Annotated in this window: 12 protein-coding genes; 5 read left to right on the forward strand and 7 right to left on the reverse strand. The window is 63.5% G+C overall.

The annotated features are described in order from the left end of the window. Positions 1-15 precede the first annotated feature (15 nt). From ASH04_RS04270 to aroQ, 4 genes are all read right to left on the reverse strand, one after another. On the reverse strand, positions 16-1,509 hold the full coding sequence (locus tag ASH04_RS04270; RefSeq protein ID WP_057472790.1) for a C40 family peptidase: 1,494 nt from the start codon (positions 1,507-1,509) through the stop codon (positions 16-18). 151 nt (positions 1,510-1,660) lie between these two features. Further along, the gene (locus ASH04_RS04275) at positions 1,661-2,233 is read right to left on the reverse strand and encodes a vitamin K epoxide reductase family protein (RefSeq protein WP_057472791.1); all 573 of its coding nucleotides are present in this window, start codon (positions 2,231-2,233) and stop codon (positions 1,661-1,663) included. Between the two features lie 20 nt (positions 2,234-2,253). Next, positions 2,254-3,024, reverse strand: a complete 771-nt coding sequence (locus ASH04_RS04280; RefSeq protein ID WP_027498181.1) for a DsbA family protein — start codon at positions 3,022-3,024, stop codon at positions 2,254-2,256. A 79-nt stretch (positions 3,025-3,103) separates the two neighbouring features. Next, on the reverse strand, positions 3,104-3,538 hold the full coding sequence (gene aroQ / locus ASH04_RS04285; protein ID WP_032381310.1) for a type II 3-dehydroquinate dehydratase: 435 nt from the start codon (positions 3,536-3,538) through the stop codon (positions 3,104-3,106). Between the two features lie 79 nt (positions 3,539-3,617). Here aroQ and ASH04_RS04290 point away from each other — a divergent pair, with 79 nt between their 5' ends. From ASH04_RS04290 to ASH04_RS04300, 3 genes are all read left to right on the forward strand, one after another. Then, complete coding sequence (locus ASH04_RS04290) at positions 3,618-4,919, forward strand: MFS transporter (RefSeq protein WP_371828235.1); 1,302 nt, start codon at positions 3,618-3,620, stop codon at positions 4,917-4,919. A 92-nt stretch (positions 4,920-5,011) separates the two neighbouring features. Continuing rightward, complete coding sequence (locus ASH04_RS04295; protein WP_045840698.1) at positions 5,012-6,724, forward strand: MDR family MFS transporter; 1,713 nt, start codon at positions 5,012-5,014, stop codon at positions 6,722-6,724. A 4-nt stretch (positions 6,725-6,728) separates the two neighbouring features. Next, a complete protein-coding gene (locus tag ASH04_RS04300) occupies positions 6,729-7,454 on the forward strand; it encodes an alpha/beta fold hydrolase (protein WP_052061301.1) in 726 nt (241 codons plus the stop codon). A 7-nt stretch (positions 7,455-7,461) separates the two neighbouring features. On the opposite strand, the gene ASH04_RS04305 is transcribed toward ASH04_RS04300, so the two are convergent. Next, a complete protein-coding gene (locus tag ASH04_RS04305) occupies positions 7,462-8,139 on the reverse strand; it encodes a TetR/AcrR family transcriptional regulator C-terminal domain-containing protein (protein WP_032365304.1) in 678 nt (225 codons plus the stop codon). Positions 8,140-8,545: 406 nt separating this feature from the next. On the opposite strand from ASH04_RS04305, the gene ASH04_RS27405 reads away from it, so the two are divergent. Next, entirely contained in the window at positions 8,546-9,970 is a 1,425-nt protein-coding gene (locus tag ASH04_RS27405; RefSeq protein WP_052061300.1) for an ice-binding family protein, read from the forward strand. A 49-nt stretch (positions 9,971-10,019) separates the two neighbouring features. Further along, positions 10,020-10,649: a class F sortase gene (locus tag ASH04_RS04315; protein WP_032399456.1), complete on the forward strand. Its 630-nt coding sequence runs from the start codon at positions 10,020-10,022 to the stop codon at positions 10,647-10,649. 241 nt (positions 10,650-10,890) lie between these two features. Here the strand turns inward: ASH04_RS04315 and ASH04_RS04320 are convergent, their stop codons facing one another. Both ASH04_RS04320 and ASH04_RS04325 read right to left on the reverse strand, forming a co-directional pair. After that, positions 10,891-11,289, reverse strand: a complete 399-nt coding sequence (locus ASH04_RS04320) for an ASCH domain-containing protein (protein ID WP_027498173.1) — start codon at positions 11,287-11,289, stop codon at positions 10,891-10,893. A gap of 7 nt (positions 11,290-11,296) precedes the next feature. Next, positions 11,297-12,370, reverse strand: coding sequence for an endonuclease/exonuclease/phosphatase family protein (locus ASH04_RS04325; protein WP_057472793.1), 1,074 nt, complete (start codon positions 12,368-12,370; stop codon positions 11,297-11,299). Positions 12,371-12,413: the final 43 nt, after the last annotated feature.

The following is a 12,413-nucleotide window of genomic DNA, read 5'->3' on the forward strand; positions in this document are numbered from 1 at the left end:
CCCACGTGATACCCGTCAGAGGATGTGGCGAGCTCGCATCCCGTCGAACACCGGTGCCACCCGCACCACGTCACCGGTGGTGGGCGCATGCACCATCTGCCCGTTGCCCATGTAGATCGCCACGTGTCCCGGGCCCGCCGCGCCCCAGTTGCCGAACAGTAGATCGCCCGGCTGGGCGAGGGCCATCGGCACCTCGGTGCCCACGTTCCACTGCGTCTCCGACGTACGCGGCAGGGTGACCTTTCCGCCCGAGGCCTTGAACAGTGCGTAGGACGTCAGGCCCGAGCAGTCGAATCCGCCGCCGGACGGTCCGTTGATGTTTCCGCCGCCCCACACGTACGGCAGGCCCAGGTAATCCATCGCCAATTGCACTGCCCGCCCGCCCATTCCAGTGAGATCGAGCCCGGCGAACGGAGTGAGGATGGCAGCGAACTGGGCCTCGGTGGCCCGGATGCGCGCTACGTAGGGCTTGGTCTGAGTCTCGTAATCGACTGACCCCGACGGCATTCCGCCCGAGCGCAACACTGCACCCGCTCCGGCGTTGTATCCGGCGAGGGTCAGGTCCGTCGTGTCGCCCGAGACCTTGCCGTCGCGCTTCCAGCCGTCGACCTGTCCATAGATGTCGCACAGCATCGTTCCCGACGCCATGACCGAGTCGCCGATGCTGTTGACGTCGACCACGCCGTTGCCGTCGTAGTCCTTGCCGTAGGTTGCCCACGTTCCCGGCATGAACTGGCCGGGTCCCTGTGCGCCGGTGCTCGATACCGGAGCTGTCGGACCGTATCGAAATCCGTTCTCGGCGGCATAGAGTGCGGCAATCGTTGTGGCCTTGACGCCGCCGCAGATGTTGCCTGCCTTCTGCAACCACGGAACGAACGCGGTGATCGCTCCCACCGCGCCCAAACCGATCGGACCGACATTGATGCCGGTGAACGTGACGGGTAGACCGGGAAAGAGTGCTCGCCGAATGGCTTCGGCCGACGCCATGAACGCCGTCTGGGTCGCGATGTCGGCGGCGGTGTACGTGCGGCCGGCGAATTGCAGAGCGCCGGTGGCGAGCCCGGCGACGGCGCTGGATGCCGCATTCGACGAAAAAACACTGAAGGGTAGCGGGGCGCTCGGCGTGATCGCCGCCGGTGTGAGACCCGCAGCCATTCCCACTGCGGGCGAGGCTGCTGTGGGCGTCACTGCTGTGGGCGCTTCCGGCGTCTCGATCTCGGCAACCGTGGGCATGTCCGGAAGCATCGGTTCGACGGCGGTCAGTAGTCCCTCGGCGGCGTCGTTCAGGGTCCGGTCTGCGACGTCAGCGGCGGGTTCGGGCATGGTGCCCATCAGGTCTGCCCATTGGTCGGACATCGTTTTGCCCTGGTCCTCGGCAGCGGCAGCGACCGCGGCTGCCTGATCCTTCACCGCCTGATTCTGCAGTGGAGCTGGGGCGTCCGTTCCGGCGACTGCGCCTGCGGCAGACACGATGACGGCAACGATGACTGCGAAGGGATCGCCTGCCATGCTTCGACTCCTGTTACTCGATCGTTCTTCCCCGAGCCAGGAGCTGTGATCAGACTCACCCGGGTGCTGCAACCATCATGCACGGTGCAGCCGATCGACTCATGAGTTTTGCGAAACTGTCAGAGCAGCGAAACTCAGAGCAACGAAACTGTCAGAGCAACGAGGCCCAATAGTCCGAGAACCGGATTCCGATGAGCGCGACGACGATTGCGTACCACACGGCGAGCAGCGTCCACCGCCACTCCAGAAAAAGACGGCCGATCGTTCCGGTGGTGTTCGAGCCGGTGCTGATCAGTCGGCTCAGAGCCAGTACGAACAGTGGCATCGTCACCGCCCACACCACCATGCAGTACGGGCACAGGGCACCGATCTCGTAGAGACTCTCGAAGATCAGCCAGTGCACGAACACTTCGCCGAGCAGCAGACCGGCACTGAGTCCGAGCCAGAACCAGTGCGGGAGTTCGACGCGGCCGAGCCACAGGATACCGGCGACGAGGGCGACGGAGAACGCCACGATTCCGAGGATCGGATTGGGGAATCCGAACAGAGCGGCTTGCTTCGTGACCATCACCGACCCACACGAGAGCACCGGATTCAGGCTGCACGACGGAACGTAGGACGCGTCTTCGAGGAGCTTGAATCGTTCGATCGTCAGGGTCAGTGCGGCGAGGAGCCCCAGTGCGCTGAAGAGTGTGAAGACTGCAGCGCCGGCGCGAGTTCTCATGGTCGGTTACCGGTTGCTGCTCAGTTTCCGGCTGCCGCGGCGGCAGCGAGGATGTTCTCGGGTGTCGGGGTGGCGACGTCGGTGCCGTTGACACGGACGCTCGGCGTTCCGTTGATGCCCTCGCCGATGACGGTCTGCGTCTGGGTGGTGACCCAGTCCGTGTAACTGCCGTCGGTGATGCACGACGCGGTGGCGGGGGAGTCGGCACCGGCTGCGGCGGCGATCTCGACGAGCTTGTCGTCGGGCAGACCGTTGCCGTTCTCGGCGGGCTGCTCGGCGAACATCGAGTTGTGCCAGTTCATCCAACTGTCCCGATCGTTCTCGGCGACGCAGATCGACGCACTCGCAGCACGGGTGGAGTACATCGTGCCGTTCGAGAAGCGATCGAGAATGGAGATGGGACGGTAATCGACGGCGACGTTGCCTGCGTCGGCCAGCTGCTGCAGAGTCGATCCGCTGACCGACTCGAATGCCTTGCAGGCCGGGCACTGGAAGTCCTCGACGACGCTGACGACAGTGGTGGCATCGGGGTTGCCGAAACGAATGGCACCGTTCGCGGTGAGCGACGTGGGCGTCAGCTGCGGGCCCGATGTGGAACTCGCGTCGGGAGATGCCTCACCCGACGTCGAATCCTTGTTGACGATGAACAGAGCAATGGCTGCAACGAGTGCGATGAGAACGACCGCGACGACGATCTGGATCAGCGTTCGACGATTCTTGTCGCCGTTCTGCATTGCCCGGATGTCCTTGGACGCTCTGCCGTCTCTCGATGCCTTGTTGCTGGTGTTCACGGCGACCAGTTTATGCAGGACAACCTGAGTGTCAGATGAGAGCAGTGTCGAACAAGTGCAGTATCAAATAAGAGCAGTATCAGATAAGAGCTGCGAGTCGTTCGATCGCGAATCGGTATCCGTCGATGCCGAGTCCGGCGATGACTCCGCTGGCGATCGGAGAGACGTAGGAGTGGTGCCGGAACTCCTCGCGGGCGTGCACGTTGGAAATGTGCACCTCGATGATCGGGACCTCGGGGATGACGAGTGCGTCACGCAGCGCCACCGACGTGTGGGTCAGTCCGCCGGGGTTGATGACGATGCCCGACGCCACCCCGCGTGCCTCGTGGATCCAGTCGATCAACTGTCCCTCGTGGTTGGACTGCTCTGCTTTCACGTCGAGTCCGTGTGTGGCGGCGGTCTTCTCGCACAGGGCGACGACGTCGACGAGGGTGGCGCTGCCGTACACCTCGGGCTGACGGGTGCCGAGCATGTTCAGGTTCGGACCGTTGAGCACCAGCACTTGCTTGGCCATGACGTCACTCGCTTTCCTGCTCTACGAACTACCGGGTCCGATCATTCCACAGCGTGGTTGACACAATTGCCCCGTGAGCATTGGGAAGACGGTGAGTACGGGGAGAACCGTATGGGTGGTGTGGGGCATCGGTGTCTTCGCGTATGTCATCGGGGTGCTGCATCGGACGGCCTTCGGGGTCGCCGGGCTGAGCGCCGCGGACCGGTTCTCGATCTCCCCGTCTCTGTTGTCCTCGTTCGTGGTGCTGCAGGTGGTCGTGTACGCGGCGATGCAGATTCCGGCCGGAGTGCTGCTGGATCGGATCGGTTCGCGCAAGATGATCGCCGCCGGTGCGCTGATCATGGCGTCGGCGCAGATCACGTTGGCGCTCACCGAATCGCTGCCGGTCGCGGTGGCGGCACGTGCATTCGTGGGCATCGGCGACGCGCTGACGTTCATCTCGGTCCTGCGTCTGGTGCCGCGTTGGTTCTCGCCGCGGCGGGTGCCGATCGTGTCCCAGTTGACCGGGCTGCTGGGTCAGCTCGGGCAGGTGCTCTCGGCCGTGCCGTTTCTGATTCTGTTGAACGGGCCGGGGTGGACGTTCGCTTTCGGTAGCGCGGCGGCACTGGGTTTGCTCGCACTCGTCCTCTCGCTCGCTCTGATTCGAGATCGTCCCGACGACAGCACTGCTCCGGAACCGGAGCCGACGTCGTTGCGGCAGACGCTGGACTCCATCGGCGAGGTGTGGCGACGACCGGGGACCCGGCTCGGATTCTTCTCGCACATGGGGACCCAGTTCTCGATCACCACGTTTGCCCTGTTGTGGGGTGTGCCGTACATGACCACCGCTCAGGGATTGTCGGCGTCGACGGCCGGAGCGCTGCTGACGTTGTCGGTGCTGTCGGCGGTGGCGTCGGGCATCGTGCTCGGTTTGCTCACCGGGCGCTACCCGATGCGTCGGTCCTGGCTGGTGCTGGCGATCATGGTCAGCAACGCCACGATGTGGGCCATCGTGCTGTCGCTGCCCGGACCTGCGCCGCTGTGGCTGCTCGTTCTGCTCGTCGTGGTGATTTCCGTGGGTGGGCCCGGGTCGGTGATCGGATTCGACCTCGCCCGCACGTTCAATCCGAGTGCCAATCTGGGGACGGCTCAGGGGATGGTCAACATCGGCGGCTTCCTGGCATCGCTGTTGGTCATCGCGGCGATCGGGTGGATTCTCGACGCCATGGGCGGTTACGACTTCGACAGTTTCCGGGTCGCGATGCTGGTGCAGTTTCCCGTGTGGATCATCGCGATCATCGGGGTGCTGGCGACGCGGCGCAAGACGCGCAAGGTGCTCGCGGCCGACGGCATCCACCCGCACACGATGCGCGAGGTCCGAGACCGGATGCGCCGCAAATAAACCTTTGCTTAGTCGGCTTTCTACGAGCATGCTGGTGGTCCGAATATCGTTGTAGGACACAAGCAAACGTTACGTAAAGGTGAAACAAAGAGATGGTAAGCGAGCCTGAAGCGACCGCCGAGCGTGAAGCGAGTGCGGTGAGTGGCGAGTACTCGCACCGCGAGATCATGACGATTCTGTCGGGCCTGATGATGGGTATGTTCCTGGCGGCTCTCGATCAGACCATCGTGTCCACGTCGGTACGTACTATCGCCGACGACCTGAACGGGTTCTCCGTTCTCGCCTGGGTGACAACGGCATATCTGATCACGTCCACTGTCTCGACGCCGCTGTACGGCAAGCTCTCCGATCTCTACGGGCGCAAGCCGTTCTTCATGACGGCCATCTCGATCTTCGTCGTCGGGTCCATGCTGTGCGGCATCGCGACATCGATGTACGAGCTCGCAGCTTTCCGGGCCGTGCAGGGGTTGGGTGCAGGTGGCCTGATGTCGATGGCGTTGGCGATCATCGGCGACATCGTGCCCCCGCGGGAGAGGGCCAAGTATCAGGGTTACTTCCTGGCGGTGTTCGGTACGTCCAGTGTGCTCGGGCCGGTCATCGGCGGTCTGCTGGCCGGGCAGTCGTCCATTCTCGGCATCACCGGCTGGCGCTGGGTCTTCTACATCAACGTTCCGCTCGGCATCATCGCGCTCGTCGTCGTCTGGCGGGTGCTGAACCTGCCGGTCTACCGCCGCGAGGCCCGCGTCGACTGGTGGGGCGCAGTGCTTCTCAGCGTCGGGCTCGTGCCGCTGCTGATCATCGCCGAGCAGGGCCGCGTCTGGGGATGGAGTTCGCCGCGGGCACTGCTGTGCTTCGGGATCGGCATCGTGGGCGTCATCGCGTTCGTTCTCGCCGAGATCAAGATGGGCGACGACGCCTTGATCCCCATGCGGTTCTTCCGAAACCCGTTGTTCTCGTTGTGTATTGCCGTCAGTGTCATCGCAGGCGCAGCCATGTTCGGCGGCATCTCGTTGCTGCCGCAGTACCTGCAGGTGGTCAAGGGTTCCTCGCCGACTCTCGCCGGTTATCAGACCTTGCCGCTCGTCGGCGCTTTGATGATCGCGTCCATCGTGTCGGGTTCGATCATCTCGAAGACGGGGCGGTACAAGATCTTTCCGATCGTCGGCACTGCGCTGATGGCGATCGCCATGTTCACGTTCCACTACGTGCACGCCGACACTCCGTTGTGGCAGACGATGGTCGTGATGGGTGTGTTCGGTCTCGGTCTCGGTTCGATGATGCAGCCGCTCACGTTGGCCATCCAGAATGCGATGCCGCCCAAGGACATGGGCGTCTCCACCTCGGCGGCAACGTTCTTCCGTCAGATCGGTGCGACGGTCGGCGTGGCGGTGTTCCTGTCGATGCTGTTCACGCAGCTGACGCCCAAGACCGGCGATGCGTTGGTCGCCGCGAGTTCGACGCCCGCGTTCCAGCAGGCCGTGCAGAGCGCGGCCACCAGTGCCGATCCGTTGGAGTCGGGGTTCGCGAAGGCCATCGCCTCGGGTGATGCATCCGTTGCCGGTAGTGCCTTGCAGGACAGTTCGTTCATCCAGAAGCTCGATCCCGCGCTCGCCGAGCCGTTCCGCATCGGCTTCTCCGACGCGATGGACTACGTGTTCCTGGCCGTGTCGATCCTGATGCTCCTCGGATTCGTCCTGGTGCTCTTCCTCAAGGAGGTGCCGCTGCGCACGATGTCGGGTCTGGCGGCAGCTCAGCAGGAACGCGACGAAGAGCGAGCGAACGATGTGGGCACGGGTCTACATTGATGGCGTGAATTCGGAGAACTGGGTTCGGCTCGGCTCGGTGGACACCTGGTACGCCGAGGTGGGCGACGGGGAACCGCTGGTCCTTCTCCATCCTGGGGGCGCTGATGCGCGAGCGCTGGATGTCACTGTCGCCGGGTTGTCCTCGGCGTTTCGGGTGCTCACCCCCGAACGTCGAGGGCATGGCCGCACCCCGGATGTTTCCGGGCCTGGTCTCTCCTCCGAGTTGACGTTCTCGGACATGGTCGACGACACCATTGCGTTCATCGAGCAGGTCGTCGGGCGACGGACGCGGTTGGCCGGGTGCAGCGACGGCGGTGTCGTAGCGCTACTGGTCGCACTGCAACGCCCGGATCTGGTGGATCGTCTCGCCTGCGTCGCGAGTGTCTTTCATCGCGATGGTTGGGGCGGCGGGCTGTCCGGACTCGGCGACGCCGACCGTAGCGATTTCGTACGCCGGCTCGACGATATGCACAGTGCAGATCCCGCACTGACTGCGAGCGATCTCGCCGCGTTGTCGGTGCGCACTCTGGTGATGATCGGTGACGACGACGAGGTGAGCATCGAGCATGCTGCCGAGTTCTACCGCAGTATGCCGGTCGCCGAGCTGGCAATTGTCCCGGGTACCTCGCATGGTGTGTTGGTCGAGAAGCCCGCGTTGTCCAATGCGATATTGCTGGACTTTTTCACCCGGGATGCAGTGCAGACGTTCGCGCCCATTCGCCGAGCCTGATCCGTGGTCACGGTGTGTGACGCAGGCCGTCGAACAGGGCCTTCAATCCGCGATCGAGCTCGCGGGCACCGTCGTATGCGGTGATGAGTGGCGGCAGTACGGACATGATCGGGAAGTCCTCGATCGGGAGTCTGCGCAACGCGAGGCTGAGTCTGTCGACGGTCTCGTCCGGGTTGTCCGTCGTCTCCTGCGTTTCACTGAGCACGTGACCGCGGAGCATCGACATCAGCAACCGGTAGGCCGAGAGCGCCTCGGGGACAGTAAATCCCGCGGTGGCAAACAGGCTCAATATGCCTTCGAGTGACATCAGGGACCTGGTGGTGCCCAGGCCCAGCGGAGTGGACCGGGGCCGAGTCGCCAGCAAAACGGCCGCGCGCGGGTGTGCCAAGGCGAGTTCGCGATAGTGCCGGCCGAAGATCGTCAGCTGACGTCGCCAATCGGTGTCCGATCCGTCCACCGACACGAGGTCTCCGAGAATCGAATCGGCAACGGCGTCGAGTAGTGCTTCCTTGGTGGCGACGTACCGGTACACGGTCATGGGGTCGCGATCGATCGAGACAGCCAGGCTGCGGATGGTCAGGCTGTCGAGTCCGGTGTCGTCGATGATGGCGAGGGCGGCCGACACGACGAATTCGTGGTCGATTCTGTCCCTAGAGTTGTGGCTACTGCGATCCGAGGGGGTCATCACATTGCTCCGCCGATGTCGGTATTCGAGTAAGCGGCACGCCGATCGGCTTTCGGTCGACAAACAATCTTATTGTTCACCAACGCTTTTCGCTTGACCCCAGACCTTACACATGGTGTGCTGTAGTTCTACACCGTAGAGATACGGGGAAACTCGCTGTTGCGGAGTGGGCCACGAGCCTCCGCGCCCCCTCTACTCATGTCGCGCAGTTGAACAGCCAGCCGGCGACGCCACCGATCTACGGATTCCGCGAGACCTCGACGCCCCTGGTGAATTCCAGTGACCATCGTCGACCGTCGCGTGACATCTCAAATTCTGTCGAATCTCGTCGGGGGAATCGATATTCATAACGCGTTGTGCGGCAACAAGCCTCGCACGCATCTCCTCGAGCAGATCGGTACACACCATGTACTCTCCGCAACACCGTCCTGCGCCGTCCACATCCCGACGCAAGGGCTCGGCGTTGATTCCCCTCGTCGGTACCGTCGCACTGGCAACCAGCGCGCTCATGCTGGTCAACGCCTCTTCGGCCGACGCTCAATCACCTGCTGTCGTCGTCCCCACCGTCGGTCTCGGTGCCGCAGATCCGTACGCAATTCTTGCCGGCTCCACCGTGACCGATGCGGGTGGATCTGTGATCAACGGCTCCGTGGGTGTGAGCCCAGGTGACGGGAATCCTTCGAGCGTCAGCGGACTGCTGCAGGGCCAAATTACCAACGGCGTGATCGATGACAAGAACGAACGAGCATTGAATGCGAAAGCTGCTCTGCAGGTTGCATACACCGACGCTGCCAACAGGTCGGGTCCTGAATTGGTCCCCGTCGAGCTGGGCGGCACCACTCGGTATGCCGGTCTGTACAAGGGCGACACACTCGGACTGACCGGATCTCTGCCTCTGACGCTCGATGCGCAAGGCAATTCCGCTGCGGTCTTCATCTTCCAAGCCGGATCCACTCTCATCACGGGCTCGAACAGCAGTGTCTCACTGATCAACGGGGCCAGCCCGTGCAACGTGTTCTGGCAGGTGGGAAGCTCGGCCACTCTCGGCACCGGCACCGATTTCGTCGGCACGGTCATGGCGCAGGCGTCGATCACCGCGACGACGGATGCCGATGTGCGGGGACGACTCTTGGCTTTGACCGGCGCAGTCACCCTCGACTCGAACACGATCAGCAACGCAGAGTGTGGGATCACCGAACCGCCGGTCACGACCACGAACCCTCCGGTCACGACCACGACGCCTCCGGTCACGACGACCACACCGCCGGCGCCTACGACAACGACACCGGCACCCACGACAACGACGACCGCCCCGGGTGGCGGCGGCGGTACGCCGGGTGATGGTGGCGGTACGCCGCCGATCGTCATCGAAGTACCCCCGATTCCGGGTCTGCCGCCGATCCCCGGCATCACGCTTCCGCCGATTCCGGGTATCCCGAACGTGCCGGAAAACCCGAACACGCCGGATCAGCCGAACACTCCGGACCAGCCGCGCACTCCCGATCAGCCGAACACCCCGGACCAGCCTCGGACTCCGGACCAGCCGAACACCCCGGACCAGCCGCGCACTCCGGACCAGCCCAACACCCCGGACCAGCCGCGCACTCCGGATCAGCCGCGCACTCCCGATCAGCCGGGCGGCCCTGATCAGCCGGGTACGTACAACCCCGGTGGCCAGATCACCCAGATTCCCAACGGTGGAGTCGAAACGGGCGATGGCAGCACCAGCGTGCGGCCGAATGCATCGTCGATGACATCGATGCTGAGTGTGCTTGCGGTCCTTGCTGCAGGCGGGGTTTCGGCCTTGGCGCTCAGTCGTCGTCGTCGCTGAGTAACACGTGAACAGTGAGATCTATACTGCTGCAGAAGTTTCCCGCACTGTGACCCGCCGCCGGGTTGCAGTGCGGGCTGCGGCGGCAGCCTGCCTGATGGTGGTGGCCCTCGTGTCGGGGTGTGCGACACCCGTCGATGAACCCGCTCCGACTCGAACGTCAGCGGCGACATCGGCTGACGTTGTCGCTCAACCCAATTCGATCCCTGCCCAGAGCGGTGGTTCGGCCGATGGTGTCGCATCTCCGCCCGAACGTATCGAGATCGACGCGATCGGTGTCGATTCCGATGTGATGGACCTCGGGTTGAATCCCGATGGAGAAATGGAGGTCCCGCCGGGCGGTTTTCCCGCAGGCTGGTACACCGGATCGCCGATCCCGGGTCAGCTGGGACCGTCGATCGTTGCCGGCCACGTGGATTGGGCCGGTAGCCCGGGTGTCTTCTACCGACTCCGCGAACTGGAGCAGGGAGACGATGTGTCCGTCACTGCCGAGGATGGAAGTACGGTCCGGTTCGTCGTCAGCGCTGTGGAGCAGTATCCGAAAGATGCCTTCCCCACCCAGAAGGTGTACGGCGATCTCGACCACCCAGGGTTGCGTCTGATCACATGCGGTGGCCAATTCGATTCGGATGTCGCCAGTTACGAGGACAACATCGTCGTCTACGCGGATCGGGTCTGACGCTCTACCTTCCTAGCCCGGCTCGAGTTCGAGGTCGATGAAACTACCTGCCGTTCCGCGCCTTGGGGTCTGCGGTAGACGGTCGGAAGGTGCCCGTGATTTGCGAGCTGCGTAGTTGCAGGCACGGTGACGGCAGTGGTGCCGGCATTGGAGACCCAGAATTCGACGCCATCAGCAAGCATGACCGGAGTCCACAGGCCCATGGTCTTCAGGCTGTGGTAATAGCGGCACAGGCAGACCTTCATGTCAGCTCGAATCGCTCCAGCACCACCTGAGTGTCGTCGTTCACCGTGAAATTCGGATCACCCAGCTCCTCGCGGACTTCGACGGACTGCCAGAATCTTTCGTGTCCGGCACGCCACTGCGCCACATCGGCGTATCCCTCACCCTCGTCGAGCGCATGCTGCAGCGGAACATCGCTCAGCGCAACGACATCGACGGCCGTGGTCTCGATGACCCCGACCACGGCACCCGCCGAATTCACCACCGCACCGCGTTCGCCGACCCTCGGCAGCTCCTCGTCGGTGTACTGAGCCAACAGGCTTGCCGTGCTGGTCTTCGCGCCGGACAGCACGGCCGCAACCAGCGTGTCCCGTAGTGGGCCCGGGTAGGCGAACTCGACAATCGGCAGATCGGTCACTCACGCATCATATTTCGAGGTCTACCCACACCAGTCTGTGGTCCGACGGGTGCTCGGCCTGATCGGGCCAATACACCTGCGAGTCGCGCACGGTCATATCGTCCGACGGCAGCACGTAGTCCACCCGAAGGTCACCCGGCGTCGGATCAGCGAAATCGGCTGTGTCCGTGCCATGTCCATCGGACGTGGGTGCCGGATCTCGAACCCGCGGAAGATCCAGAACCTGTGCGATGGCACCGGCCACGGAGTCGCCGTCGACCGGATCGCTGTTCTGGTCGCCCATCATCACGAACGACGCTCCCTCGTCGAGTCCGCCTCGCACGCCGTTGTCGTCGTAGAGGTAGTCGGCACCGGAAATGTAGTCGGCGCTCAACCGGATCTCGTCGTGATTGCGCTTACCGTTACGGTCCTCGGGTCCGTCGAAGGATGGGGGAGTGGGATGCGAGGCCAACACGTGCAGCGCCTTCCCGTTCACGTCGACGGGCACGTCCCAATGAGACTTGCTGGACAGTCGAAGCGCGTCTGCGTTCTCTCCGTAATAGTCGCGCGGTAACAGCGAGTTCGGCATGTCCTTCCACAGAAAGTTCTGGAACGTGCGTACCGAACCGGTGTCGATCGGGAACTTCGAGTACACCACCATGCCGTACTGACCGGGAAACTGTCCGAATCCCCAGGCGTCACCGGGGCCACCGAGTGCGCCGTCCCCGTCCAGGTCGAGTCCCGAGTCGACGCCGGTGTTCACCGGAGCAGTGAAGAAGAACGGGTACTGCCCGTCGAGGTAGTTCTCGTTGAAGAGGGTGGGGCCATCGGACCCCGAATAGTCGAACTCGTTGACCAGCAAGACATCCGGTGAGTTCGCGGAGATCACGTCGGCTACTGCGCGAGCCTGGGCGTTCTCCGCGCTCAGGTCGGTGACCAACTGTCCGGCCGCGGACCGATTGAGACTGGCGTTGAACGTCGCCACCCGGATGCTCGACGGTTCGTCGGGGGTCGGGTCTGCAGTAGACGGGTCCGTGGTGGAGCAGCCGGCAGTCATGAAGGCGAGGGTAACGGCGACGGCCACAAGTCTCGACGTTTTCACGTTTCCGACCGTAGAGACGGCAAGCGAACGTAAGGTTACGAAT

Source organism: Rhodococcus sp. Leaf233 (genome assembly GCF_001426165.1).
Classification (GTDB): domain Bacteria; phylum Actinomycetota; class Actinomycetes; order Mycobacteriales; family Mycobacteriaceae; genus Rhodococcoides; species Rhodococcoides fascians.

What these genes read in the sequence shown, in the direction of transcription:
- ASH04_RS04295 (WP_045840698.1), top strand. Translation starts at nt 5,012, where the DNA reads ATGGTAAGCGAGCCTGAAGCGACCGCCGAGCGTGAAGCGAGTGCGGTG.
- ASH04_RS27405 (WP_052061300.1), top strand. Translation starts at nt 8,546, where the DNA reads ATGTACTCTCCGCAACACCGTCCTGCGCCGTCCACATCCCGACGCAAG.
- ASH04_RS04270 (WP_057472790.1), bottom strand. Translation starts at nt 1,509, where the DNA reads ATGGCAGGCGATCCCTTCGCAGTCATCGTTGCCGTCATCGTGTCTGCC.
- ASH04_RS04305 (WP_032365304.1), bottom strand. Translation starts at nt 8,139, where the DNA reads ATGACCCCCTCGGATCGCAGTAGCCACAACTCTAGGGACAGAATCGAC.
- ASH04_RS04275 (WP_057472791.1), bottom strand. Translation starts at nt 2,233, where the DNA reads ATGAGAACTCGCGCCGGCGCTGCAGTCTTCACACTCTTCAGCGCACTG.
- aroQ (WP_032381310.1), bottom strand. Translation starts at nt 3,538, where the DNA reads ATGGCCAAGCAAGTGCTGGTGCTCAACGGTCCGAACCTGAACATGCTC.